Below are 24,095 nucleotides of genomic sequence, written 5' to 3'. Positions count from 1 at the left end.
TCGGCGGTTGATTTTGCATATGTCGCGTACCTTGCTCTTCGAGCGAGCTGAATATCATGGCTGAAAATGAGCGGCCAAAGATGCCAGAAATTTTAGTCGCACGTTAGTTTATTGATAGATATTGACGGCGCTTCCATTTTTTAGCGTCTCGATCAAACAAAAGACATCGTCCTGCAACCACTCTGGCGCGAGAGATAAGATGGGACAGGAATTGGTTAGAACCACACGCTCCATAGGCACCGCAGGATCTTTGGGGCCAGGCGCTGTCATTGTTGCCACTCCTCTAAAGGTGCATGGTCAAGATCAGGGTGCCGACACTTCGGCGACAATGTCTGAACACTTGGCCAACACACCAGGCAAGAACGTTTCGACCATTGTTATTAACGATCCACCGGGTAGCCGATCGCCAAAGCATCCTCCCGCCGGAAGCGTCCTCGCCCACGGGCGCTCCAGCGGAATCCCCTCCCAAAACCCGGCGACCGGCCCGGCCAAGGTTTACAAGGCCGGCGGGAGCTTCTTCGAACCCGAGAGGAGCGAACCTCTCGTCAACGAAAATGCCCGGTAGATCGAGCCTCCAGGCCTCCTTGCGGTCTTCGCGCTGGACGCCGGCGCCGCTCTCACCCACGCCGACAGGTAGATCTTGCGCGGGCAGATCCCTGGCGAGCCGGCTTTTTCCGTTCGCCTTGACCGCCCTCCTCGTCGTAGTTCCGACTATCGCAGGAGCGGCGTCCGCGAGCGATCGCGCGCCCGACACCATGGCGGCGCGCGTGCTGGCATGCGGCGCCTGCCATGGTGCTCAAGGACAGGGAACTAACGACGATTATTTCCCGAGACTCGCCGGTAAACCCGCCGGATATCTCTACAATCAGCTGATCGCATTTCGGAATGGTCGGCGCAGATACCCGCCAATGAACTATCTGCTGGAGTATCTGCCGGATTTGTTCCTTAAAGAAATCGCGGATTATTTTGCGGCTGAGCGCCCAGCCTTCCCGATGATCGAACCTTCGCCGGCAAGCGAAGCCGTGCTGGAACTCGGCCACCGCCTTGTGACCAAGGGCGACGCCACGCGGGAGATTCCGGCTTGCCAGGGTTGCCACGGACCCGCCTTCACAGGCATGGAGCCTGCAATCCCCGGTCTGCTCGGCCTTCACGCCAATTATATCAGTGCGCAGCTGGGAGCTTGGCGGTATGGCACGCGGACAGCGGCGGCGCCGGACTGCATGCAGATCGTGGCGGGCCACCTGACCGAGCAAGACGTCACCGCCATCGCGGCCTGGCTTTCAGCTCTGCCGGCCCCCGCCGATCCCTCGCCCGCCGCGGCCGGCTCCCTGCCCATGCCGCTCGGCTGCGGCAGCGTGCCGAACAAATGACAGGCCGGAAGATGACCAGACGATCGCACCCGATCATGGCAGCTCTCATCCTGCTGGCCGCGGTGGTTTGCCCGGATTCGGGCGCCGCGGCGCAGGATGACGCTGCCCAGATTGCGCGCGGGAAATATCTGGCCGATGCCGGTGATTGCGTCGCCTGCCACACGCAGCCCGGCGGCAGCCTCTTCGCCGGTACAAGGCCAATGGCGACACCATTCGGCACGCTCTATACGCCCAACATCACCCCCGATGCCGAGACCGGGATCGGCAAATGGACCGGCGATCAGTTCTACACGATGATGCATACTGGCCGGTATCCGGATGGCAGTCTTCTCTATCCGGCCATGCCGTTCGGCGCCTACACCAAGGTGACGCGCGAAGATTCCGACGCGATCTTCGCCTATCTGCGATCCGTCCCGGCAGTCAGGCAGTCGAACCGGCCCCATGAGCTGAAATTTCCCTACAACAACCGTTCCCTCGTGCTCGGTTGGCGCACGCTCTATTTCACCGAAGGCGAGTTTCAGCCGGACACGGCAAAATCATCCGAGTGGAATCGCGGCGCATACCTGGTCCAGGGCCTGGGCCATTGCTCGATGTGCCATACCGCAATCAATGCGCTGGGCGGTAGTTCCGAATCCCAGGCGTTCGAGGGTGGCCTCATTCCGATGCAGGATTGGTACGCCCCCTCCCTGACCTCGAACAAGGAGGCCGGCCTCGGCGACTGGGATTTGGCCGACATCACCGATCTGCTCCGTACCGGCGTCTCCAAACGCGGTGCCGTCTATGGCCCGATGGCCGAAGTCGTCTACGACAGCCTGCAATACCTGTCCGACCCAGACATCAAAGCGATGGGCGTCTATCTGAAGGCGCTGGGCGCCCATCAGGCCGCCGACAAATCGACCCCCACAACCAGCATCGCAGAAAACCGCCTGCTGCTCCGGCTTGGCAGCAAGATCTATGATGCGCAATGCGCCAGCTGCCACGGCGCCCAGGGGCGGGGCAAGCAGCAAGACTATCCACCACTTGCCGGCAATCAGTCGATTCAGATGAGTTCGGCAGTCAACCCGATCCGGATGGTGTTGAACGGCGGCTTCCCGCCGGGAACCGCAGGTAACCCCAAGCCCTTCGGCATGCCGCCCTTCGCGCAATCGCTCTCGGACGACGAGGTTGCGGCCGTCGTGACTTTCATCCGCGTCTCCTGGGGCAATCGCGGCTCGTCGGTGTCCGCACGCCAGGCGAACGAACTGCGCTCGGCGCCGCTGAACTGAGAGGCATCATGCTCAATTCTCCCGTACCCGGCCCGAACGATCCTGCCGCCCAGGAAGCCGCGATCGACGAGATCGTCCGCGCCGGCCCCTGGGGTGCGGTGGCCCTGGCTGGCACCGCAACGGCAATCGTGATCGCGCTGTGGTTCGCCTTTTACTTCATGATCTTCCTGCCCCGGGGCACGATCCAATGAGCAGCGCTCATGACGTCACCGTCCGCATCGAGAAGCGCTGGGCCGGCATGGTCATCGGTCTCATCGCGTTGCTGGTGGCGATCACGATCTATACCGGTCTGCACTGGGCGATGATGCCGCCGTCCCGGGTCGAGACCGTGGACCCTCGCACGCTCCATATCGCCGGTGAGTTCACGGAGAGCAATCTCGGCACCGCGATCGAGGCCGACGGCTCGGTCACGGTGCGCCTGCTGGCCCAGCAATATTCCTTCACCCCACAATGCCTGCTGGTTCCCGCCAATACGCCGATCACGTTCCGCGCGACCAGTGCCGACGTCGTCCACGGCTTTCTGATCGACCATACCAACATCAATTCAATGCTCGTGCCGGGCTATATCTCGACCTTCCGCTCCAGCTTCGATACCCCGGGCGAACATCCGATGCCGTGCCATGAATTCTGTGGCACCGGCCATCAGGGCATGTGGGGCAACGTCAAGGTGGTCGACAAGGCCGAATTCCAGAAGTTGAAGTCGGAAAGCGGGAGGTCGAGCTGTGTTGATCCATAAACGGCTCATTCTCGCGCATTTCTGGCTCGCGTTCGCCAGTTTCGGCGTGGCCCTGGTGCTGGGCGCCTGGCAGATGTACGTCCGCAGCCCGCTCAGCCCGCCGATCAACGACCCCGAACTCTATTACCGCTCGGTCACCGCCCACGGCACGGTCATGGGCTACGTATTTCCGACCTTGATCGCAATGGGCTTCGGCTACGCGATCACCGAGCTGGCCCTGGACAAGGCCCTGGTGGGACGGCGCTGGGCCTGGACGGGGTTCACCCTGGTGCTGGTCGGCTCCATCACGGCGATCGTCCCGGTCGCCATGGGCCTGTCGTCGGTGCTCTACACCTTCTACCCGCCGATGATCGGCAACGCGTTCTATTACATCGGCATCGTCCTGGTCGTCGTCGGCTCGTGGATCTGGGTGGCCCTGATGTCGGTCAACCTCCGCGTCTGGAAGCGGGACAACCCAGGCAAGCCCGTGCCGCTCGCCATGTTCGCCAATGTGGCGGGCTCGTACCTCTGGGGTTGGACGGCGGTGGGTGCAGCGCTCGAACTCATCTTCCAGATTCTGCCGGTGGCTTTGGGCTTCAAAGCGACGATCGATGCGGGCTTGGCCCGGGTGTTCTTCTCCTGGACCCTCCATGCCATCGTATATTTCTGGCTGATGCCGGCTTATATCGCCTATTACACCATCGTGCCGCGTGCGATCGGCGGCCGGCTCTACAGCGACACCATGGCCCGGATTTCGTTCGCGCTGTTCCTGGTCGTGGCCATGCCAATCGGCATCCACCACCTGTTTGCCGACCCTCAGGTCGGATCGGGCTTCAAAGTGGTGCATTCGATCTTCACCGCCGTGGTGGCGATCCCGACCCTGCTGACCGTTTTTACCATTTGCGCCTCGGTCGAGATCGCCGGGCGCCTGCGGGGTGGCAAGGGCATGTGGGGCTGGCTTGGCGCCCTGCCCTGGGGCAATCCGATGATGCTTGCGGTCGCCTTCTCGTTCGTCATGCTCGGCTTCGGCGGCGCCGGCGGCATCATCAACATGAGCTACCAGCTCGACAGCAGTATCCATAACACCCAATGGATCACCGGACATTTCCACCTGATCTATGCCGGCGCGATCGTGATCATGTATTTCGCGATCGCCTATGACCTCTGGCCGCATCTGACTGGCCGAGCCCTCGACAGTGTCCGGCTTATGAAGGCTCAGCTGTGGTTGTGGTTCGTCGGCATGATCGTGCTGACCTTTCCCTGGCACTACGTCGGCATCCTGGGCATGCCGCGCCGCATGGCGGTCTACGATTACAGCGACCCAGCGATCGAGCCGCAGGCACTGTCGGTCGTGGCCTCTGCGATCGGCGGCTTCATCCTGGTCGCCTCGGCCGTCCTGTTCATCGCGGTTCTGGTCCGTGGCCATCGGGCGCCCCGGGTCGAAACGCCTGTCTATCGCTTCAGTAAAGCCCTGCATGAGGCGAAGACGATGCCGGCGGCCTTGAATGGTCTCGCCCTGTGGCTGGCCTTGATGATCAGCCTCACGATAGTGAACTACGGCTACCCCATCGCGCAGCTGGTATCACTCGACAACACCTCTGTTCCGGCGATCCGGATCGGAGGCCAGCGGTGAACGGGGAGCGCCTGGTTTCCCTCCGAAACCACTGGTTCGTCGCCAGCGTCGGGGCCGCGCTTGCGATCTTCGTTTTCGCATTTCTGGTTGGGTTTGTCTGGTTGCCTTCGGCGCAAACCGATGTTCAATTTCAGGGCCTTTGGAACGCGATCTGTAGTGCCGCCGGCGTACCGCAGACCTGGGTCCGTCCAAGCCCGGCCGCCATCCCGCTGGGCAGGATCACCTCGACGGTCGTGGTCACGCCTCAGATGTTGGGCGATCCCGCCGCCGACTCGATCGGCCGAGGCGCGACGCTCTCGCTGAAATGCACGATGTGCCATGGCGCGCGCGGACTGAGCGAGGCGGATTCGCCCAATCTCGCCGGTCAATATCCAGCGGTGGTGTTCAAGGAACTGCAGGACTTCAAATCCGGCGCCCGCACGAACGCGGTGATGGGCCCCATGGTCGCGAACTTGAGCGACCAGGACATGATCGACCTCGCCGCCTACTACGCCTACCTTCCTCGGCTGCCAGGCTATCATCCAAAACCAGGCCAGTCGGCCCCGTCTGTCGTCGTCCACGGCGCGCCGATGCGGAATATTCCGCCCTGCGCGTCGTGCCACGGTGGCGTGGACACTAAGACGGGCAGCCCGTGGCTAGAGGGTGAGTCCCCCGTCTATCTGGAAGCGCAGTTGAAAGCCTTCGCCTCTGGAGCCCGTCATAACGATATCAGTGAACAGATGCGTAATATCGCCAGGCGAATGACGCCGGCGGAGGTCCGGGCAGCTTCCGAATATTTTGCTGGTCAGCCCTGAATTCACTGAGATTTTCGCGCGCGCAAGATGGACGTCGAATGGTCCGGCGCTGCCGTTGCCTGCGCAAATTCGATAGTAACGCGCATCATCCCCGGAGGTCGCCTCAGAAGGCTCAAAACGCATGGCAGAGCAATGTCTGCTCACCGCTCGATACCGCCCCCTGTTGCCAGCTTCATTTCGCAGCTCTGGCGCACGTGGCTCCTCGCCCACGAAGATGAGGACATGACGACGCTCGTCAAAATGTTCGAGCAATGGGCGGATGTGGCGGCGTCGGAAACTCGCGGTCGGGAAATACCAGAGCTTAAGCCTCGGCGAATCCCAGCAGATCGAAAATCTCCTGGCGCAGCGCCTGCAGGGCCGGATCGTCGCGATGCCGGGGATAGGGCCGATCGACCGTCAAGGATGCGGTGGTGCGGGCAGGCCGCGGGCTGAACACGATGACGCGGTTTGCCATCAGCAGCGCCTCCTCGACGTCATGCGTGACCATGAGCGCGGTGAAGCCGGCGCGCTGCCACAGGCGGACCAATTCGCCTTGCATGGTGATGCGGGTCAGGGAGTCCAACTGGCCCAACGGTTCGTCGAGGAGAAGAAGGCTCGGATCGTTGACCAGGGCCCGGGCCAGGGCGGCGCGCTGCGACATGCCGCCGGACAGTTGGTGCGGCAGCGCCTTGGCGAACGCCCGCAATCCAACTAGATCGAGCGCGGCATCGACCCGGCGGTTTTCGGCCGGCAACAGCCCGCGTGCCTCCAGCCCGACCGCCACGTTCTGCCAGACCGTGCGCCAGGGATAGAGTGTCGGCGCCTGGAACACGAGGATGCGCGAGGGATCGGGTTTGCCGATCTCGCGCCCATCGACCAGCAGCCGGCCCTGCGTCGGCCGGTCGAGCCCCGCGACCAGCCGCAGCAAAGTAGACTTGCCGCAGCCGCTCGGGCCGAGCAGCGCCACGAACTCCCCCGCTTCGACGTGGAGATCCACCTGGTCGAGCACCGGCAGCGGCGCGCCGTGCAACGAGAATTGATGGCTCACCTGCTCGATGTCGAGCGCCAGCGCCCGCGGCGGCAGGACCTCGACATGTTTCTCGGCGACTACCATCGCAGCAGGCCCTTCTGCCAGGCGAGCGCCCGGTCGCGAACGCGAAACAACAGGGTGATGAGACCGCTGCACATCAGCGCCATCAACAGGAGTGCCGCATACATGTTGGCGTAGGCGGCCCAGCCCTGCGCCCACTGCAGATACCAGCCTAGGCCGGACTTCACGCCCAGCATCTCCGCCACCACCAGGACCGAGAAGGACGCGCCCAGCCCCATGAACAAGCCGACGAACACGTGCGGCAAGGCCGCCGGAATCGCGACCTTGAGCACGAGGAACCGCTCGTTGGCGCCCAACGTCCGGGCGATGTCATAGTAGGCGCTGTTGACGCCCGCGATCCCGGACCAGGTCAGCACAGTCACCGGAAAGCCGGTCGCGAGCGCGATCAGGAAGGTGCTGGCGCTCCAGCTCGACGGAAACACGAAGAAAGCGAGCGGCAGCCAGGCCGTGGCCGGCAGCGGTCCGACCAGGCGCAGCACGGGATGCACCCAGTAGCCCACGACACGGGACCAGCCGATCGCGACGCCGGTGATGAAGCCGCCCAGCGCGCCGATCAGATAGCCGGTCGTCAGCAGCCACAGGGAATGCAGCACGCTGTCGCCCAAGCGCGGCCAGTCGTCCAGATAAACCTCGATGAAGGCTTGGGGCGGCGCAAAGAACGGACGCGGCAGCAGTTCGAGCTTCGCCGTCGCGAGCTCCCAGGCCCCGAACACCGCAGCCAGAAGGCCGAGCCAGGGCGCCAATCCGCGGGTCCGGGCCGACAGGCGCGGCAACCGTTCGCCGAGGCCGCCGCTCAGCAGCAGGCCGGCGCCCAGCATGGCTTCGGCCGCGGCCAAGCCATCGGTGTAGGCCCAGTCGTCGGCATTCGGCCAAAGTGCCGTCAGGGTCGCGGCACCGAGCCAGAGCAGGCCGGCCAGAATGCCGCCCCAGCCGATCGAACGCGTAGCCCGGACGTGGGGCCGCCGGACGACCTGCGCGTCAGCTAGTGAGGACATCGGCATAGACCTTGTCTGCGAACTTGTCGGGATCGGTCCCCGGCTTGATCACCTCCACCCGCTTCAGCTCGTCGGTATAGGCGGCGATTTCCTGACGGAAGCTGCTGCCGATCGGGTGATGGTGATGAGTATGGCTCTGCAGCATCTGGCTGAGATCCTGGATGGAGGCGGTTGAGTATTTGGCGAAAATGCCGGCCGCCGCGTCCGGATTGTTCGCGACCCATTCCCCGGCTTCGAGCAGCGCCCGGGTCAGCGCGCCGGCCGCCGGACGGTCCTGGCGGATCAGGCTGCCGCGCACGCCCAGCACACAGCAGGAGCGTTCGTGATATTCGCCCGACAGATTGGTCGCGACCTCGACCAGATCGAAATTCTTGCGCAGCAGCCAGGTATTGGGATCGCCGTCGGCCAGCGCGTGGGCTTCGCCCTTCTGGATCGCCAGCGCCAGCAAATCGGCCGGATATTGCCGCCATTCGACGTCACGGGTCGGGTCGATCCCCTGCTTCTTCAGTACGATCGAGAAGAAGTTCTTGGCCGGGCTCGCCATGTCGGACACCGCGACGGTCTTGCCCTTCAGGCCGGCAAGATCGGTGATGCCGGTCTTTTTCGAGGTCAGCAGCCGGATGCAGCCGCCGTGGATGCCGCTGGTCAGCTTGACGTCGAAGCCCTGCTCGAGCGGCTTCAGCCAGCGCAGCGCCATGCCGACGCCGGCATCGGCCTTACCCGTCGCGATGGCTTCGAGCAACTGGTCGGTCGAGCCGCCGAAGTTGATCATCTCCACGGCCAAGCCGTGCTTGGCGAAGATTCCCTGGGCATCCGCAGCCGGGACCACGACGGTGCAGATCGCATTGGCGTTCCAGGTCAGCTTGAGCGGCTTCAAGGCACCGGTCGAGGCATCCGCGACTTGCTCGATGCCCGAACAGATCGGCGCGCGAGCGATCGGATCCGTCGCGGCGAAGACCCGGGAGCCCAGCAACCCCAGCGGACCCGCCAGGCCGACGGCACCGGCCGAGCGCAACAGCGCTCGTCGCGAGAGGGTCGCACCGTCTGTGGTGCCCGAGCTTTCTTCAATTTGCGACATGGTCCCAACCCCGTGGCAGATCGACGCCTTGCCAGCGTCGGCTCTACCGTTCGCGAAGGGCGGAGATGAGTCAATATATTGGATTTAATTCCTCTATGACGGATATTGGCGATACCAAGAAAGACCCGAAGCCAAGCCTCGAAAACGGCTTCATGAGCCGATAAACATGTCTGATATGCGCTTTTCCCATAATAGACATATAAATCTCGTGAATTAATCTAATCAACAGCGCCGATTTGAACAACCAGATTGCGGGCGCTTAACAAATGCGGCTAAAGCGGGGCGTGCTGCCCCGAACGACATCGGATCCCGCGGTCGAGATCCACGGCAGGAGCGCCCAATGACTATCAGGAACGGTTTCGCCAGCACCTGCCCACCCCTGGTCCAGCCCGCGCGCCGCTGTCGCCGCTGACGAGGTTCCGGACGCGCGTATCCGCACCAATCCAAAGACATCCCTTCCAAGGATCGCAAGATGAACAGTCTCTTGCTCCGACCCGCCGCGTCACTGGAAACGGCGGCCGCCCAGCGGTTCGCCGCGGCGACGACGTTGGCCCGCGACTTCGCGGTGGGGGCGGCCGGGCATGACCGCGAGGGCACGATCCCACGGGCGAACTTCCAAAAGCTGGCGGCGGCCGGCCTGTTGAGCCTGACTGTACCCGCCCGGCTGGGCGGTGCCGAGGCGGATCTGGGCGAGGTGACGCGGATCGTCGGCCGGATCGCCACCGGCGACGCGTCAACCGCGCTGATCCTGGGCATGCACTATCTTCACACCGCCACGGTATATCGCTCGACCCGTTGGCCGAAGCCCGTCGCCGACATGATCGGCCTCGCATCCGCCGCCGGCGAGGTCGCACTGATCAACGCCCTGCGCGTGGAGCCGGAGTTGGGATCGCCGGCCCGCGGCGGGTTGCCGGCGACCACCGCGCGGCGTACGGCCGACGGCTGGCTGCTGACCGGCCACAAGATCTACGCGACCGGCAGTTCCATCCTACGCTGGGGCCTGGTCTGGGCCCGGACCGACGGCGAGATCCCCCAGGTTGGGTTCTGGCTGGTGCCGTTGAACAGCCCCGGCGTGTGGATCGCAGAAACCTGGGACCATCTGGGCATGCGTGCGACCGGCAGCCACGAGATCGTGCTGACCGACGTTCTGGTGCCGGCGCACCATGCGGTCGACCTGCGCCGGCCCGCGCAATGGGCACAGCCGGATCCGGTCGGGCTCGCCTGGAACACCCTGGTGATCGCGGCACTCTACAATGGGGTGGCCGAGGCGGCTAAGGACTGGCTGGCCGGCTACCTGAACGCCCGGGTGCCCAGCAATCTCGGCGCATCGCTCGCCACCCTGCCGCGCATCCAGGAGACGGTCGGCGACATCGATCGCCTGCTGCGGATCAACCGCCGGCTGATCGAAAGCGCCAGCGCCGAACCCACGGCGCTCGGCCTGATCGAACCGGGCCAGATCAAGGTCACCGTGACCGACAACGCCGTCCGCGTGGTCGAACGCGCCATGGAGCTTGCCGGCAATCCCGGCCTCAGCCGAGCGAACCCGCTCGAACGCCATCATCGCGACGTGTTGTGCAGCCGGATCCACACGCCGCAGAGCGACAGCGTCCTCGTTGCTGCCGGCCGCGCGGCCCTCGGCCTTTGACTGGAGGAAATTCCCATGACCGTCGAATTCATCGGAATGATCGCGACCCGAAAGGCATCCGAAATTCACGCGGCGACGGGCCCGACGATCGATCGCGACTATGTCCGCCAATTCGCCCAGGCCCATGAGGCCGCGGGCTTCGACCGAGTGCTGGTCGCCTATCATTCGACCGGACCCGACGCATTCCTGGTGACGTCCTATGCCGCGGCGGTGACGGGGCGGATCGGCTTCATGCTGGCCCACCGGCCGGGCTTCGTCGAACCGACCCTGGCCGCCCGCAAGCTGGCCACCCTGGACCAGTTCAGTAGCGGCCGGCTTGCAGTCCATATCATTTCCGGCGGAGACGATGCCGAGCAGCGCCGCGACGGGGATTTCCTCGGCCATGACGAACGCTATGCTCGGACCGACGAGTATCTGGACGTGCTGCGCCGGATCTGGACCAGCAACGAACCGTTCGACCATCACGGCAAATACTATCGGTTCGAGGCCGGCTTCTCCGAGGTGAAGGCGGTGCAGACGCCACATATTCCGGTCTATTTCGGCGGCGCGTCCGACGCGGCCATCGCCGTCGCCGGCCGCCATGCCGACGTCTATGCGCTGTGGGGCGAGACCCAGGCCCAGGTGCGCGAGCAGATCGCCCGGGTCCGTGCCGCCGCCAAAGGCCGGCCGGTTCGTTTCAGCGTCTCGTTCCGCCCGATCCTGGCGGAGACGGAAGCGGCGGCCTGGGCGCGGGCCGATTCGATCCTGGAGCGCGTGCGCGAGCAGCGGCGGGCGTCTGGGCTCGGCACCGGCGATCCCAAGCAGAGCGAGGGCGCGCGGCGGTTGCTGGCCGCCGCCGAGGGCGGCGATCGCGTCGACCAGCGGCTCTGGACCGCCGTCGCCCGCGAGACCGGGGCCCGCGCCAACAGTACCGCTCTGGTCGGCACACCGGCCCAGGTCGCCGACGCGCTGCTCGATTATTATGAGCTTGGGGTCACGACCTTCCTGATCCGTGGCTTCGACCCGCTGGAAGACGCGGTCGATTATGGACGCGACCTGATCCCGCTGACCCGCAGGCTGGTCGCCGAACGGTCGGATCGACGCCGGTCCAAGGCGGGCTGAAGCCACGCCTCATCTATTTTGGAGCCTTCCATGTCCGTCATGAGCCGCCGCTTCGCCGCCATCGAAGATACGATCGCCCAGGTGCGCGCCGCCGAGGCCCGCCACGGCGTCAGCCCGGCCGGCCTCGCCGAGATCAAGGGCGCGCTGATCGATCTCGCCCGGTCCGAGGACCTGTTCCCGTCCGACGAGTTCGTCATTCCCGAAGGCGCGCCCTCGCGGCTCTACCGCCTGGCCGAGGATGCCGATCATCGCTTTGCGCTCTATGCTGCGGCAAACCGCCCGGGGCGGTCGGCGCCACCGCACAACCATACGACCTGGGCGGCGATCGCCGGTGTGCGCGGCCGCGAGCACAATGTCTTCTACCAGCGCGTCGATAATGGCGAGGTGCCCGGCCAGGGCACGTTGCGCCAAACCGGTGCGTTGACCATCGTTCCGGGCAATGCCGTGTCGTTCCTGCCCGACGATTTCCACACCATCGAACTGGTCGGCGACGAGCCCGGCCTGCACCTTCATCTCTATGGGCTCAGTCTGGAAAAGTTGCCGGCGCGGGTCACTTTCGAAAGCCCGGCTGGAGGGACATACAAGGTCTACCCGGCCAGCCCGTTCATCGCGACCCTGGCGATCCCGGCCGAGACCCTGAAGCGCTTCATCGGCGACGAAGAGGAACTAGCCATCCTCGACGTGCGCGAGGAAGGCGTCTTCTCGCAAGGCCATCTGCTGTTCGCGACCTCGGCACCGCTCAGCCAGCTGGAACTGCGGATCGACAAGCTGGTGCCGCGCCGCGCGACCCGCGTCGTCGTCGTGGACGAGGATGGCGGCGATCTCGGCCAGCGTGCGGCACGGCGCCTGTTCGACCTGGGTTGGAAGAACATCGTGACGCTGCGCGACGGCATCGGTGGTTGGAAGCGCGCCGGCTATGAACTGTTCAGCGGCATCCATGTTCCCTCGAAAGCCTTCGGCGAGGTGGTCGAGCAGATCGAGGGCACCCCGCATATCGAGGCGCTGGAACTGAAGGAGCGCATCGACGCCGGCGAGGATCTGCTGATCCTGGACAGCCGGCCGCTCGATGAGTTCGAACGGATGAGCATTCCCGGCGGCATCGCCTGCCCCGGCGCGGAACTGGCCTATCGGACTTGGGGCCTGGTCAGCTCGCCCGCAACCCTGGTCGTGGTCAATTGCGCCGGTCGGACCCGATCGATCATCGGTGCCCAGTCGCTGATCAATGCCGGGCTGCCGAACCGGGTGGTCGCGCTCAAGAACGGCACGATGGGCTGGCACCTCGCCGGGTTGGATCTGGCCCACGGCGAAACCGCGCATGCGCCGCCGCCGTCGGCCACCGCGCTGGCCCAGGCGCGGGAGGGCGCCCACCGCGTCGCCCGCCGTTTCGGCATCCAGCGCATCAATCGCGCCACCCTGGCCCAATTCGAGGCCGAGAGCGCCCAGCGAACGCTCTACCGCTTCGACGTCCGGACCCCGGCCGAGTACGAGGCCGGCCATCCGATCGGCTGGCGATCGGCACCGGGCGGCCAGTTGGTCCAGGCCACGGATGCCTATGTCGGCACGCTGAAGAGCCGCCTTGTTTTGACCGACGCCGACGGGGTGCGTGCCATTCTGACCGCCTCGTGGCTGAAGCAGCTTGGTTGGGATGCGGTCTATGTCTACGAGCCCGGCGTCGACGACCTGCCGCAGACCGGCGGGCCGGAACCCCGATCGCTGCCGGCGCCGATCGCCCCTTACCAAAGGATCGGCGTGCCGACCCTTACCGCGGCTTTGACGCAAGGCAAAGTGGTTGTGATCGACCTCGCCGCCAGTCCCGAATATCGGGCCGGTCATATTCCCGGCGCCTGGTTCGCGATCCGGGCGCGCTTGGCGGAGAGTATCGCGCGATTGCCAGTGACGGGCGACCTGGTGCTGACCTCGCCCGACGGCATTCTGGCCGCGCTGGCGGCAGCCGATCTGGCCGCAGCAACCGATCGCGAGGTCTATGTGCTCGACGGCGGCACCGCCGCGTGGCGGGCTCAGGGCGGCGACTGGATCGAGGGCAGCGACCATCTGGCCGAACCGGCCGAGGACGTCTGGCACAAGCCCTACGACCGGTCGCGCGGCATCGAGGATGCGATGCAGGCCTATCTCCGCTGGGAGCTGAACCTGCCGGACCAGATCGCCCGCGACGGCGATGCCAGATTCCGCGTGCCGCGGAAATGACGACCGGCACTCAGAGCCTGTCGCTCGATGCGGCCCTGATCGCGGTCGCCTTCCAACTGGCGCGACGGCGTTTTCTCGACGACCCGGCACCGAGACGCCGGGAGGGTCGCTGGTTGCGACCGTCGTTCTCAAATGATTTCGCGGGCCACGTCCCGCTGCCGCGCCGTTCCGGAGCGGTGAAAAAGGAGGATCCATGATCAAGTTTCTTGCGGCCATGGCGACGGTTGCCCTCGTCTCCGGCACCACCGCCGAGGCCGGCACGCTCGATGCCGTCAAGGCACGCGGCACGGTGCTATGCGGCGTCTCGACCGGCGTCGCGGGCTTTTCGCTCGCCGACAGCCAGGGCAATTATTCGGGCATCGATACCGAGATCTGCCGCGCGCTGGCCGCGGCGGTGCTGGGGGATGCCCACAAGGTCAAGTTCGTGCCGTTGTCGCCGCCGCAGCGCTTCACCGCGCTGCAGTCGGGCGAGGTCGACCTGCTGGCGCGCAACACGACCTGGTCGCTGACGCGCGAGGCGCTGCTGGGCCTCGTCTTCGCGCCGACCGTGTTCTATGACGGCCAGGGTTTCCTGGTCGCGAAGAAGCTCGGCCTGAAAAGCGCCAAGGACCTGTCCGGTGCCACGATCTGCGTTCAGCCGGGCACCACGACCGAGCTCAACCTCGCCGACTATTTCCGCAAGAACAAACTCGTGCTCAAGACCGTCGTGATCGAAAGCGAGGACGAGATCGAAGGCGCCTTCTTCGCCGGGCGCTGCGATGCGCTCACGACCGATGCCTCAGGCTTGGCCGCCGTCCGCATCACGCGCGCGGGCAACCCGGACGACTACGACATCCTGCCCGAAGTCATTTCGAAGGAGCCGCTAGCCCCGGCCGTGCGCGCCGGCGACGACCAATGGTTCGACGTCGTGCGCTGGACCATCTTCGCGCTGTTCGACGCCGAAGAGCACGGGCTGACCCAGGCGAGCGTCGACCAGGGCCTGAAGAGCGACGATCCGGCCGTGAAACGCCTGCTGGGCGTGGCCGAGGGCAACGGCAAGGCCCTCGGGCTCGACGAACAATGGGCCTACCGGATCGTGAAGCAGGTCGGCAACTACGGCGAAATCTTCAATCGCACCGTCGGATCCAAGGGGCCGCTGAAGCTTTCGCGCGGGCTGAACGAACTGTGGACCCATGGCGGGCTGATGTACGCCCCGCCGCTGCGCTGAACCTTACCGGAGTCCCGGACCATGCAGAAAATTTCCCGCCGGAAGTTCGTCGCCGGCACCGCGCTCGCCGCCCTCGCGGCACCGGCCATCCTCAGCCGGCCGGCCAATGCCGCCGAGTTCACATATAAATTCGCCAACAACACGCCGCCGGACCATCCGCTGAACGTACGGGCTCGCGAGGCCGCCGCGAAGATCCTGGAGGAAACCGGCGGTCGGCTGGAAATAGCGCTCTATCCCAGCAACCAGCTGGGCTCCGATACCAACACGCTCTCCCAGGTCCGCGCGGGCGCGGTCGAGCTGTTCTCGCTGTCGGCGATCATCCTGTCGACGTTGATCCCCGACACGGCCATCACCGGCGTGGGCTTCGCGTTCAAGAGCTACGACCAGGTCTGGGCCGGCGTCGACGGACCGCTCGGCGCCTTCGTGCGCAAGCGGATCGAGAGCACCGGGCTGGTCGTGTTCGACAATCTGTGGGACATCGGCTACCGCCAGATCACGACCGGCGCCAAGCCGATCCACGACCCGGGCGACCTGGAGCATCTGCGCATCCGCGTGCCGCCGGGCCCGCTCTGGACGTCGATCTTCCAGAGCCTGGGCGCCGCCCCCAGCACGCTGAACTTCAACGAACTCTACACGGCACTCCAGACCAAGGTGTTCGACGCCCAGGAAAACCCCCTGTCGATCATCGAGACCGTCAAGCTGTACGAAGTGCAGAAATACGTCTCGATGACCAACCACATGTGGGACGGCCTGTGGCTGCTGGCGAACAAGGACGCCTGGAACGCCCTGCCGGCGAATATCCGCGAGATCGCGGCGCGCCACCTGAATGCCGCCGCCAAGTCCGAGCGGGACGACATCCGGCACCTGAACGAAAGCCTGGAAGCGGGATTGACCGCGCACGGCCTCGTGTTCAACCGGCCCGACGCGGCCCCTTTCCAGGAGGTCCTTCGCAAGGCCGGCTTCTATCGCGACTGGAAGGGCAAATTCGGCGCCGACGCCTGGGGACTGCTGGAGCAGGCCGCCGGCGCCCAACTCGCTTGACAGGAGATTTCGGACATGGCGATCGCGCTCGATACGACCATCACGAACGAACCGGCACCGGTGGTCGACGGCCCGCATAACCCGTCGGCCTATCGCCCGGAGACCCTGGCGCTCCGCGGCGGCTGGCGGGCCGATCCGACCAACGGCGCGGTCGCGGTGCCGATCTACCAGACCACGTCCTACCAGTTCGAGGATGCCGAGCATGCGCGCAGCATCTTCGGGCTGGAGCGGCTGGGCTTCGGCTACACGCGGACCAGCAACCCGACGACCGACGTACTGGAGCGGCGGGTCGCCGGCCTCGAGGGCGGCGTCGGATCCCTGGCCGTCGCATCCGGTCAGGCCGCCTCCGCCTTCGCGGTCCTGGCCTTGGCCAGCGCCGGCGACAATATCGTCAGCAGCACCGACCTCTATGGCGGCAGCTGGAACATGTTCGCCAACCGGCTCAGCCGGTTCGGCATCGAGACGCGCTTCGTCGATCCGGCAGACCCGGAGAATTTCCGGCGGGCGATCGACGGCAAGACCCGGGCGTTCTATGGCGAGACCCTGCCGAACCCGAAGCTCGCCGTGTTCCCGATCGCCGAGGTCGCGGCCATCGGGCGCGCGGTCGGCATTCCCCTGATCCTCGACAATACCGCAGCACCGCTACTGGCCCGCCCGCTCGATCACGGTGCCGCCATCGTGGTCTATTCGGCGACCAAGTACCTGGGCGGGCACGGCACCTCGATCGGCGGGCTGATCGTCGACGGCGGCGACTTCGACTGGGCGGCGTGGCCCGAGCGGCAGCCCGCGCTGAACCAGCCCGATCCCAGCTACCAGGGCGCGATCTGGGTCGAGACCGCAGCACGCCTGGGTGTTCCGGCCTATCTGGCGAGCGTGCGCGCCACCATGCAGCGCGATCTGGGCGCCGCGATCTCGCCGTTCAATTCCTTTCAGATCCTGCAGGGCATCGAGAGCCTGCCGCTGCGCATCGAGCGGCATTCGCAGAACGCCGCCGCCGTCGCCGCCTGGCTGAAGCGGCATCCGCTGGTGCGCTGGGTCGGCCATCCCTCGCTGCAATCCGGGCCGACGCGAGCACGCGCGGATCGCTATCTTCGGGGCGGCTACGGCGGCCTGGTCGGGTTTGAACTGGACGACGCCGCCACCGGCGCCCGCTTCATCGACGCCTTGAAGCTATTCTACCATGTCGCCAATATCGGCGACGCGCGCAGTCTGGCGATCCATCCGGCCTCGACCACCCACGGGCAACTCTCGCCGGAGGATCAGGCCTTGACCGGCGTGACGCCCGGCTATGTCCGCCTGTCGATCGGGTTGGAACATATCCACGACATTCTCGCCGATCTCGATCAGGCCCTGGCCGCGACCCGGCAGAGCCACCCCGCCTGAAATCCATCTTCGAAGCGGACACACTCATGAACGCCATCACCCAGATCTCCGCCCTGCCCGTCCTCGATCTGTCGCGGCTCGACGCCGCCCCCGCCGAACGCGCCGCGTTCCTGGACGAGTTGCGGCGCACCGCCCGCGACATCGGCTTCTTCTATCTTTCCGGCCATGGCATCACCGATGCGGAGATCGACGCCGTACAGCAGGCCTCGCGTGCGTTCTTCGCCCTGCCCGAGCCGGAAAAGCTGGCGGTCCAGATGGTCCATTCGCCGCATTTCCGCGGCTATAACCGCGCAGGGCAAGAGATCACGCGCGGGCAGGAAGACTGGCGCGAACAGTTCGATATCCATGCGGAACGGACGTCCGTGCCGCAGGGGCCGGGCATCCCGGCCTGGACGCGCCTGCAGGGACCGAACCAGTGGCCGGCCTCGCTGCCCCAGCTCCGCGAGGCCCTGCTGCATTGGCAGTCCCGCCTGACCGAGGTCGCGCTCCGCGTGGTCCGTGCGCTGGTCGAATCCCTGGGACAGCCGGCCGACGCGCTGGAGACGATCTATTCCGGCACGCCGATGCAGACCATGAAGGTCGTGCGCTATCCCGGCATCGAAGCCGGGCGCAGCGACCAGGGCGTGGGCGCCCACAAGGACAGCGGCCTGCTGACGCTGCTGCTGCAGGATGCGCAGCGCGGGTTGCAGGTCGAGACCAATGGCGGCTGGATCGATGCGGCGCCGATCCCCGGCACCTTCGTGGTCAACATCGGCGAGTTGCTGGAGCTGGCCTCCAACGGTTATCTGAAGGCGACGCTGCATCGGGTCGTGAGCCCGCCGTCCGGCGCCGATCGTCTTTCGGTCGCCTTCTTCCTCGGCGCACGGCTCGATTCGACCGTGCCGCTGCTCACCTTGCCGCCGAACCTCGCCGCCGAGGCGACCGGCCCGACCAGCGATCCGCAGAATCCCTTGTTCCGCGAGGTCGGGCAGAACTATCTGAAAGGCCGGCTGAGGTCGCATCCCGACGTGGCGGAGCGGCATTTCGCCGATTTGATCGCGACGGCAAGGGCATGAGCCTCCAGGTCGGTGGCGGCATCCGTTGGCGGCCGACCTTACGACAGCAGGAATCTCGAGACGATTTCCCTCAGCAGCCTGGGGAGTTCACCGAAGGCATAGGGCGCGTGCACGCGCTCGGGTCGCTGATGATATTTCACGACGGGGAACGACAGCACGTCGTGCGGAACGGTATCGACCAGCGCGCCCGCCAGCATCTCGTCTGGGGCCGCCTACCGCTTCGTGCTCGGCCATCCGAGGGGTGACGCCGGTGCTAGGCGGCTTTTCCGCCCTGGATCAGCCGGAGGGGCCGGACCCCTGCGGATCGAAGGTCCGCGACGCCTGGACGAAATGATCCGGCTTTTCGGTGGTCCAGGTCTCGCCCCACAGATGCCCACCGCCGGTGACTTCCAGGGTTTCCCCGGTGATGAAGCGCCCGGACGGGCCGGCCAGATAGAGGCAGGCCTCGGCGATGTCCCAGGGTTCGCCGACCTGACGCATCGGATTGGTATTGTGGTACCGGCGGGCAATCTCCGCCGGATAGACCCTCCAGCCTTCCGAGCGGATGGCGCCGGGCGCCACGCAATTGACCCTGACGCCGAGGGGCGCCCATTCGATGGCGACGGCGTCGCTGAACGCCATGACACCGGCGCGCGCGGCGCAGGTGTGGGCGACATGGTGCAGGCCGCGCGGCGAGACGACGACGTTGACGATGCTGCCACCCCGCGCCTGGCCGCGCCAGCGCTGGGCCGCGCATTGCATCATGTTGAAGGTGCCGTCGAGATTGGTCTCGATGACGGCGCGCCAGCCCTTCGCCGAATAATCGATCGCCGGCTGTGGAAATTGCCCGCCGGCGCTGTTGACCAGGATGTCGATGGCGCCATGGCTGTCGCGGATCTGGTCGAACAGGCGCTCGACCGTGTCGCGCTGGCGAATGTCGACGGGCAGCCCGATGCAGGAGAGCCCGCGCGCACCGATCGCCACGCTGACCGCATCGAGCTTTTCCTGCTTGCGGCCGCTGACGATGACGCGTGCCCCCAGGCGGGCCGCCAGCCAGGCGGTCGCCCGCCCGATGCCGCTGCCGCCGCCGGACACCAGCACGGTCCGGTCCTTGAGCAGGTCCGAGGCGAGGCCGGTCGAGCGTTCCGCCAGGTCGGCGTCCGAGGTATCGAACGGCTCGTCGGTCATTTCAGCAACTCGCCGGCGATGATGATCTTGCGCACTTCGGTCGTGCCGGCGCCGATCTCGAGCAGCTTGCTCGATCGATAGAGCCGATTGATCTCCGCCTCCCAGATGTAGCCCGACCCGCCGTGGATCTGCACCGCCTCGGACAGCACGCGGGCCATGGTCTCGGCCGCATACATGACCGAGGCCGCGGTCAGCGCATGGACCGTGCCGCGCCCGCCGCCGCCGACCTCCAGGTCGTTGACCGCGGCCAGGCAGCGATAGGTGAAGGTCCGCATGGTCTCGACCCAGACATACATGTCCGCGATCTTGGCCTGGATCATCTGGAATTCGGCGATCGGCCGGCCGAACTGCTCGCGGGTCTTGGCATATTCGATGCTGAGTTCCAGCGCGCGCTCGGCGATGCCCAGGCATAGCGGCGCGATCATGGCACGCTCCAGGTCGAGGCCGCTCATGACGATGGCGACGCCGCCGTTCTCGCGACCGACCAGGTTCTCCGCCGGCACCCGGCAATCCTCGAACACCAGCTCGGCGGTCTGGCTGCCGCGGAAACCCATCTTCACCAGCTTCTGGGCGACCTTGAAACCCGGAAAATCCTTTTCCACGATGAAGGCGGAGATGCCCTTCGCCCCCAGTTCCGGCGCGGTCTTGGCATAGACCAGCAGCACATCGGCCACAGGGCCGTTGGTGATGTAGATCTTGGTGCCGTTCAGCACGTAATGGTCGCCGTCGCGGCGCGCCGTGGTGCGCATGGAGCCCAGGGCGTCTGATCCTGCACCCGGCTCGGTCAGACCGAGCGCGCCGATCGAGCGGCCGCTGCACAGGCCCGGAATGTATTTGCGGCGCTGCGCCTCGTTCGCGTTGCGCAGGATGTTGTTGAGGCACAGGTTCTCGTGTGCGACCCAGCTGAGCGCCAGCGCGTGGTTCCAGCGCGCGAAGCCCTGCAGCACCAGGCCGCTCGTCATCAGGTCTGCCCCGGCACCGCCCTCCTCGGGCGATGCGGTCACCCCGAAATATCCCGCCTGGCCGATCTTCTCGAAGATCCCGTCCGGCCACCATTCCTCGGCGTCCATGCGGGAGGCCAGCGGGTAGAGCTCCTTGCGGGCGAACAGGTCGGCGCCGTCCAGGATCTCGCGCTCGTCGCCCTGAAGATCGAAACGAAGACCGTCGTTGCGGCGCGGCGCGGTTTCGGCAAGCGACATCCGGCGTTTCCTCCTGCAGGTCCGCGCCTGACCGGCCCGGCTTCGTTTGGGACTGGGCCGGACTTTATTGAGCGTCGCTCATTTTGTCCATTGTCTTTGATCAAAGTGCGGCGAATGCCGCCATTATCGCAATGGTGCGCCGTATTTCCATGCTGCACTGCGGAACACTTTCGGATCGCTACTTGTCACCCAATCGATTGACAAACCTTCAGCGGCCCCACTTAATGAAACACACTCATTTCCGATCGCGAGACGAAGATCGGATCGGGGCGGGGGAAACGCATGGCGGCGGGAGATCAGACGGCGACAGACCCGGTCCTGTGCGTTCGGCGCGACGCGGTCCAATGGATCACGATCAATCGGCCGGAACGACGCAATGCGATCAACGAAGCCGTCGCCGCCGGCATTGGCGACGGGATCCGCCTGGCAATGGCCGATCGGGACTGCCGGGCGATCGTGTTGACCGGGGCCGGCGACAAGGCGTTCTGCGCCGGCGGCGACCTCAACCCCAGCGCCGACGGCGCGCCCTTCACGGTCGATCCGGCCAATCCCCGCAACTACGTCGTCGACCTGCTGCAACTGATCGAGACCTGCAGCGTGCCGCTCGTCGCCCGGGTCAATGGCCACGCACTGGCCGGCGGGTTCGGCCTGGTCTGCGCCTGCGATCTGGTCGTCGCCGCCGATAGCGCCACCTTCGGCACGCCGGAATCCAAGATCGGCCTGTTCCCGATGATGATCATGCCGCACCTGATGCGGATCGTACCGCCGCGCCGCCTGCAGGAGATGTGCATCACCGGCGAGAGCATGCCGGCGGCCGAAGCGCTCAGCCACGGCATCGTCAACTACGTGGTGCCGGCAGCGGAGCTCGACACCAAGCTGGCCTGGCTGCTCGACCTGATCGTCGGCCGCTCGCCGACGGCGATCCGCCTCGGCAAGCAGGGTTTCCAGGCGATGCGCGACATGGCGCTGCGCGAGGCGCTGGAATATGCCCAGTTGATGCTGCCGATGATGGCGCGCACGGAAGATTGCCGAGAAGGCTTCGCGGCCTTCCGTGAAAAGCGCGTGCCGCGCTTCACGGGACGCTGAGCGATCATGAGCGAGATCGTGCGCATCGGCTGCGGCGGCGGGTTCTGGGGCGACAGCGACCAAGGCCCGATCCAGCTGGTCGAATATGGCGAGATCGACTTCCTGGTGATGGATTACCTGGCCGAGATCACCATGTCGCTCTTGGCCCGCGCCCGGGTGAAGCAGCCCGACGGCGGTTATCCGGCAGATTTCGTGACGCTGTTCGCCCGCCTGGCCCCTGCCCTAGCCGCCAAGCGGATCCGCGTCGTGGCCAATGCCGGCGGCGTCAATCCCGCCGGCTGCCGCGACGCGCTACAGGCGGCGCTCGATGCCGCCGGCATCCCGCTCAAGGTCGCGGCCGTGACCGGCGACGACCTGCTGTCCACGGCCGACCGGCTGCGCGGCGATGGCATCACGGAGATGGCGACCGGCGCGCCCTTACCCGCCAAGCTGCTCAGTATGAATGCCTACCTGGGCGCGCTGCCGATCGCGGCCGCCCTCGACGCCGGCGCGGATATCGTCATCACCGGCCGCTGCGTCGACAGCGCGGTGGTGCTGGGCCCCCTGATCCATCGCTTCGGCTGGACCACCGACCAATACGATCTGCTGGCGGCCGGCAGCCTGGCCGGCCATGTCGTGGAATGCGGCACCCAGGCGACCGGCGGCGTCTCGACCGACTGGGAGGACGTGCCCGGCTGGGATCGCATGGGCTATCCCATCGTCGAATGCCATGCGGACGGCAGCTTCGTCATGACGAAGCCACCTGGCACCGGCGGGCTGGTCAACCCGGCGACCGTGGCGGAACAGATCATCTACGAGATCGGCGATCCGGCCCGCTATATTCTGCCCGACGTGATCTGCGATTTTCGCCACCTGAAGCTCACCGAGGTCGGGCCGGACCGCGTCCTGGTCGAGGGGGCGAAGGGATTGCCGCCGACGCGGTCGTATAAGGCGTCGGCGACCTACGCCGACGGCTTCAAGTGCGCCGGTCAGCTGATGATCGGCGGGCGCGATGCGGCAGCGAAGGCGCGGCGCACCGGCGAGGCCCTGCTGAAGCTCGCCCGGCGGCTGCTCGCCGAACGCGGGCTGGCGGATTTCCGCCGGACCTCGATCGAAGTGCTGGGCGCCGACGACACCTATGGCCCCGCCGCGTTCAAGGGCGGCGCCCGCGAGGTCATCCTCAAGGTCGCGGTCGACCATGCGATGCGCGAAGGGGCGGAGATCCTGTCCCGCGAGTTCCTGACCAGTGCGACCGGCATGGCGCAGGGCATCACCGGCTTTGCCGGTGGGCGGCCGAAAGTGACCCCGATGGTCCGGCTCTATTCATGCCTCGTCGACAAGAACCTGCTGTCGCCGATCTTGACGATGGCCGGAGTCGAGCACGCCGTAACGATCCCAATCCCAGCGCACGAGGTCCCGGCGGCTCCCTCGGATACGCTCGGGATCGAGGCGATGAGCGGTCCCTTCAGCCCGGTGCCGTTGATCGCGATCGCCTACGGTCGCAGCGGCGACAAGGGCGACGACGCCAATATCGGCGTGCTGGCCCGGGACGCGGAATTTGTTCCCGCCATCGCCGCCGCCCTGACGCCCGAGACGGTCCACGGCTATTTCGCCCATCTGCTGACCGGCACGGTCGAGCGCTTCGCCCTGCCCGGCCTGCTGGGCTTCAATTTCCTGCTGCATGGCGCGCTCGACGGCGGCGGCACGGCGTCGCTGCGCCATGACCCGCAAGGCAAGGCGTTCGCCCAGATGCTGATGGATTTCCCGGTGCCGGTGCCGACCGAATGGCTGGCACGCCATCCACGGCTGGCGCGTTTTGCAGAGCCGGTCCGTTTGTGAGCACGCTGCTTGCCCTCGCGAATGTGCAGATCCTGTATGATCGCGTCATTGAGGCTGTGCGCGACATTTCGCTGGATGTTCCGGAAGGCGCGATCGTCGCCCTGCTCGGCTCCAACGGTGCCGGCAAGTCCACGGTACTGAAGGCGATCTCCGGCGTGCTGGAGCGCGAGGACGGCGAGGTCATCCACGGCACGATCCGCTTCGCCGACCAGCCGATCACGCGCTGTCAGGCCCACGAGATCGTCGGC

Annotated in this window: 22 protein-coding genes and 1 riboswitch; of the genes, 16 read left to right on the top strand and 6 right to left on the bottom strand. The window is 66.0% G+C overall.

Annotation, left to right across the window (positions count from 1 at the left end; all coding sequences use genetic code 11):
* Window positions 1-908 precede the first annotated feature (908 nt).
* The 6 genes from VGV37_RS10230 to VGV37_RS10205 are packed head-to-tail and all read left to right on the top strand — an operon-like array spanning window position 909 to window position 5,777.
* Window positions 909-1,370 carry a c-type cytochrome gene (locus VGV37_RS10230; protein WP_326879563.1) on the top strand — a complete coding sequence of 154 codons (462 nt, stop codon included), beginning with the start codon at window positions 909-911 and terminating at the stop codon, window positions 1,368-1,370.
* A gap of 35 nt (window positions 1,371-1,405) precedes the next feature.
* A complete protein-coding gene (locus tag VGV37_RS10225; protein ID WP_326879562.1) occupies window positions 1,406-2,635 on the top strand; it encodes a c-type cytochrome in 1,230 nt (409 codons plus the stop codon).
* A gap of 8 nt (window positions 2,636-2,643) precedes the next feature.
* Window positions 2,644-2,826, top strand: coding sequence for a hypothetical protein (locus VGV37_RS10220; protein ID WP_326879561.1), 183 nt, complete (start codon window positions 2,644-2,646; stop codon window positions 2,824-2,826).
* Entirely contained in the window at window positions 2,823-3,371 is a 549-nt protein-coding gene (locus VGV37_RS10215; RefSeq protein ID WP_326879560.1) for a hypothetical protein, read from the top strand. Before VGV37_RS10220 ends, VGV37_RS10215 begins: the two co-directional genes overlap by 4 nt.
* Window positions 3,358-4,983 carry a b(o/a)3-type cytochrome-c oxidase subunit 1 gene (locus tag VGV37_RS10210; protein ID WP_326879559.1) on the top strand — a complete coding sequence of 542 codons (1,626 nt, stop codon included), beginning with the start codon at window positions 3,358-3,360 and terminating at the stop codon, window positions 4,981-4,983. The genes VGV37_RS10215 and VGV37_RS10210 overlap by 14 nt, the downstream gene beginning before the upstream one ends.
* On the top strand, window positions 4,980-5,777 hold the full coding sequence (locus VGV37_RS10205) for a c-type cytochrome (protein WP_326879558.1): 798 nt from the start codon (window positions 4,980-4,982) through the stop codon (window positions 5,775-5,777). Before VGV37_RS10210 ends, VGV37_RS10205 begins: the two co-directional genes overlap by 4 nt.
* 301 nt (window positions 5,778-6,078) lie before the next feature.
* Here VGV37_RS10205 and VGV37_RS10200 read toward each other — a convergent pair whose 3' ends face one another.
* The 3 genes from VGV37_RS10200 to VGV37_RS10190 are packed head-to-tail and all read right to left on the bottom strand — an operon-like array spanning window position 6,079 to window position 8,940.
* Window positions 6,079-6,870, bottom strand: a complete 792-nt coding sequence (locus VGV37_RS10200; RefSeq protein WP_326879557.1) for an ABC transporter ATP-binding protein — start codon at window positions 6,868-6,870, stop codon at window positions 6,079-6,081.
* Window positions 6,864-7,862 carry an ABC transporter permease gene (locus VGV37_RS10195; protein WP_326879556.1) on the bottom strand — a complete coding sequence of 333 codons (999 nt, stop codon included), beginning with the start codon at window positions 7,860-7,862 and terminating at the stop codon, window positions 6,864-6,866. Before VGV37_RS10195 ends, VGV37_RS10200 begins: the two co-directional genes overlap by 7 nt.
* Window positions 7,846-8,940, bottom strand: a complete 1,095-nt coding sequence (locus VGV37_RS10190) for an ABC transporter substrate-binding protein (protein WP_326879555.1) — start codon at window positions 8,938-8,940, stop codon at window positions 7,846-7,848. Before VGV37_RS10190 ends, VGV37_RS10195 begins: the two co-directional genes overlap by 17 nt.
* 218 nt (window positions 8,941-9,158) lie before the next feature.
* Window positions 9,159-9,238: riboswitch (SAM riboswitch) on the top strand.
* A 174-nt stretch (window positions 9,239-9,412) separates the two neighbouring features.
* Here VGV37_RS10190 and VGV37_RS10185 point away from each other — a divergent pair.
* The 7 genes from VGV37_RS10185 to VGV37_RS10155 all read left to right on the top strand — a co-directional run bounded on the left by VGV37_RS10185 (window position 9,413) and on the right by VGV37_RS10155 (window position 18,577).
* Window positions 9,413-10,585 carry an acyl-CoA dehydrogenase family protein gene (locus VGV37_RS10185; RefSeq protein ID WP_326879554.1) on the top strand — a complete coding sequence of 391 codons (1,173 nt, stop codon included), beginning with the start codon at window positions 9,413-9,415 and terminating at the stop codon, window positions 10,583-10,585.
* 15 nt (window positions 10,586-10,600) lie between these two features.
* On the top strand, window positions 10,601-11,686 hold the full coding sequence (locus tag VGV37_RS10180) for an LLM class flavin-dependent oxidoreductase (RefSeq protein ID WP_326879553.1): 1,086 nt from the start codon (window positions 10,601-10,603) through the stop codon (window positions 11,684-11,686).
* Window positions 11,687-11,716: 30 nt separating this feature from the next.
* Entirely contained in the window at window positions 11,717-13,891 is a 2,175-nt protein-coding gene (locus tag VGV37_RS10175; protein ID WP_326879552.1) for a rhodanese-like domain-containing protein, read from the top strand.
* Window positions 13,892-14,084: 193 nt separating this feature from the next.
* Complete coding sequence (locus tag VGV37_RS10170; protein ID WP_326879551.1) at window positions 14,085-15,098, top strand: amino acid ABC transporter substrate-binding protein; 1,014 nt, start codon at window positions 14,085-14,087, stop codon at window positions 15,096-15,098.
* Between the two features lie 21 nt (window positions 15,099-15,119).
* On the top strand, window positions 15,120-16,139 hold the full coding sequence (locus VGV37_RS10165) for a TRAP transporter substrate-binding protein (protein ID WP_326879550.1): 1,020 nt from the start codon (window positions 15,120-15,122) through the stop codon (window positions 16,137-16,139).
* A gap of 15 nt (window positions 16,140-16,154) precedes the next feature.
* Window positions 16,155-17,522, top strand: coding sequence for an O-acetylhomoserine aminocarboxypropyltransferase/cysteine synthase family protein (locus VGV37_RS10160; protein WP_326879549.1), 1,368 nt, complete (start codon window positions 16,155-16,157; stop codon window positions 17,520-17,522).
* Window positions 17,523-17,548: 26 nt separating this feature from the next.
* Window positions 17,549-18,577 carry an isopenicillin N synthase family oxygenase gene (locus VGV37_RS10155; protein WP_326879548.1) on the top strand — a complete coding sequence of 343 codons (1,029 nt, stop codon included), beginning with the start codon at window positions 17,549-17,551 and terminating at the stop codon, window positions 18,575-18,577.
* Between the two features lie 38 nt (window positions 18,578-18,615).
* Here VGV37_RS10155 and VGV37_RS10150 read toward each other — a convergent pair whose 3' ends face one another.
* From VGV37_RS10150 to VGV37_RS10140, 3 genes are all read right to left on the bottom strand, one after another.
* Window positions 18,616-18,774, bottom strand: a complete 159-nt coding sequence (locus tag VGV37_RS10150) for a hypothetical protein (RefSeq protein WP_326879547.1) — start codon at window positions 18,772-18,774, stop codon at window positions 18,616-18,618.
* A 79-nt stretch (window positions 18,775-18,853) separates the two neighbouring features.
* A complete protein-coding gene (locus tag VGV37_RS10145; protein ID WP_326879546.1) occupies window positions 18,854-19,744 on the bottom strand; it encodes an SDR family NAD(P)-dependent oxidoreductase in 891 nt (296 codons plus the stop codon).
* The gene (locus tag VGV37_RS10140; RefSeq protein WP_326879545.1) at window positions 19,741-20,943 is read right to left on the bottom strand and encodes an acyl-CoA dehydrogenase family protein; all 1,203 of its coding nucleotides are present in this window, start codon (window positions 20,941-20,943) and stop codon (window positions 19,741-19,743) included. Before VGV37_RS10140 ends, VGV37_RS10145 begins: the two co-directional genes overlap by 4 nt.
* A 282-nt stretch (window positions 20,944-21,225) precedes the next feature.
* Between VGV37_RS10140 and VGV37_RS10135 the strand changes: the two genes are divergently transcribed.
* From VGV37_RS10135 to VGV37_RS10125, 3 genes are all read left to right on the top strand, one after another.
* On the top strand, window positions 21,226-22,029 hold the full coding sequence (locus VGV37_RS10135) for an enoyl-CoA hydratase-related protein (protein ID WP_326879544.1): 804 nt from the start codon (window positions 21,226-21,228) through the stop codon (window positions 22,027-22,029).
* Window positions 22,030-22,035: 6 nt separating this feature from the next.
* Window positions 22,036-23,847, top strand: a complete 1,812-nt coding sequence (locus tag VGV37_RS10130; RefSeq protein ID WP_326879543.1) for an acyclic terpene utilization AtuA family protein — start codon at window positions 22,036-22,038, stop codon at window positions 23,845-23,847.
* Window positions 23,844-24,095, top strand: a 252-nt coding sequence (locus VGV37_RS10125; RefSeq protein ID WP_326879542.1) for an ATP-binding cassette domain-containing protein, incomplete at its 3' end; no start/stop codon positions are given. The genes VGV37_RS10130 and VGV37_RS10125, both read left to right, overlap by 4 nt.

Source organism: Aliidongia sp. (assembly GCF_035943795.1).
GTDB lineage: Bacteria > Pseudomonadota > Alphaproteobacteria > ATCC43930 > CGMCC-115725 > Aliidongia.
Note: the sequence above shows the minus strand (reverse complement) of the source record. Positions and strands in the feature narration are given on the sequence as shown.

Excerpts from the sequence above, each read along its gene's own strand:
- VGV37_RS10230 (WP_326879563.1), top strand. The coding sequence starts at position 909 with ATGAACTATCTGCTGGAGTATCTGCCGGATTTGTTCCTTAAAGAAATC.
- VGV37_RS10225 (WP_326879562.1), top strand. The coding sequence starts at position 1,406 with ATGGCAGCTCTCATCCTGCTGGCCGCGGTGGTTTGCCCGGATTCGGGC.
- VGV37_RS10220 (WP_326879561.1), top strand. The coding sequence starts at position 2,644 with ATGCTCAATTCTCCCGTACCCGGCCCGAACGATCCTGCCGCCCAGGAA.
- VGV37_RS10215 (WP_326879560.1), top strand. The coding sequence starts at position 2,823 with ATGAGCAGCGCTCATGACGTCACCGTCCGCATCGAGAAGCGCTGGGCC.
- VGV37_RS10200 (WP_326879557.1), bottom strand. The coding sequence starts at position 6,870 with ATGGTAGTCGCCGAGAAACATGTCGAGGTCCTGCCGCCGCGGGCGCTG.
- VGV37_RS10195 (WP_326879556.1), bottom strand. The coding sequence starts at position 7,862 with ATGTCCTCACTAGCTGACGCGCAGGTCGTCCGGCGGCCCCACGTCCGG.
- VGV37_RS10190 (WP_326879555.1), bottom strand. The coding sequence starts at position 8,940 with ATGTCGCAAATTGAAGAAAGCTCGGGCACCACAGACGGTGCGACCCTC.
- VGV37_RS10185 (WP_326879554.1), top strand. The coding sequence starts at position 9,413 with ATGAACAGTCTCTTGCTCCGACCCGCCGCGTCACTGGAAACGGCGGCC.
- VGV37_RS10180 (WP_326879553.1), top strand. The coding sequence starts at position 10,601 with ATGACCGTCGAATTCATCGGAATGATCGCGACCCGAAAGGCATCCGAA.
- VGV37_RS10175 (WP_326879552.1), top strand. The coding sequence starts at position 11,717 with ATGTCCGTCATGAGCCGCCGCTTCGCCGCCATCGAAGATACGATCGCC.
- VGV37_RS10170 (WP_326879551.1), top strand. The coding sequence starts at position 14,085 with ATGATCAAGTTTCTTGCGGCCATGGCGACGGTTGCCCTCGTCTCCGGC.
- VGV37_RS10165 (WP_326879550.1), top strand. The coding sequence starts at position 15,120 with ATGCAGAAAATTTCCCGCCGGAAGTTCGTCGCCGGCACCGCGCTCGCC.
- VGV37_RS10160 (WP_326879549.1), top strand. The coding sequence starts at position 16,155 with ATGGCGATCGCGCTCGATACGACCATCACGAACGAACCGGCACCGGTG.
- VGV37_RS10155 (WP_326879548.1), top strand. The coding sequence starts at position 17,549 with ATGAACGCCATCACCCAGATCTCCGCCCTGCCCGTCCTCGATCTGTCG.
- VGV37_RS10150 (WP_326879547.1), bottom strand. The coding sequence starts at position 18,774 with ATGCTGGCGGGCGCGCTGGTCGATACCGTTCCGCACGACGTGCTGTCG.
- VGV37_RS10145 (WP_326879546.1), bottom strand. The coding sequence starts at position 19,744 with ATGACCGACGAGCCGTTCGATACCTCGGACGCCGACCTGGCGGAACGC.
- VGV37_RS10140 (WP_326879545.1), bottom strand. The coding sequence starts at position 20,943 with ATGTCGCTTGCCGAAACCGCGCCGCGCCGCAACGACGGTCTTCGTTTC.
- VGV37_RS10135 (WP_326879544.1), top strand. The coding sequence starts at position 21,226 with ATGGCGGCGGGAGATCAGACGGCGACAGACCCGGTCCTGTGCGTTCGG.
- VGV37_RS10130 (WP_326879543.1), top strand. The coding sequence starts at position 22,036 with ATGAGCGAGATCGTGCGCATCGGCTGCGGCGGCGGGTTCTGGGGCGAC.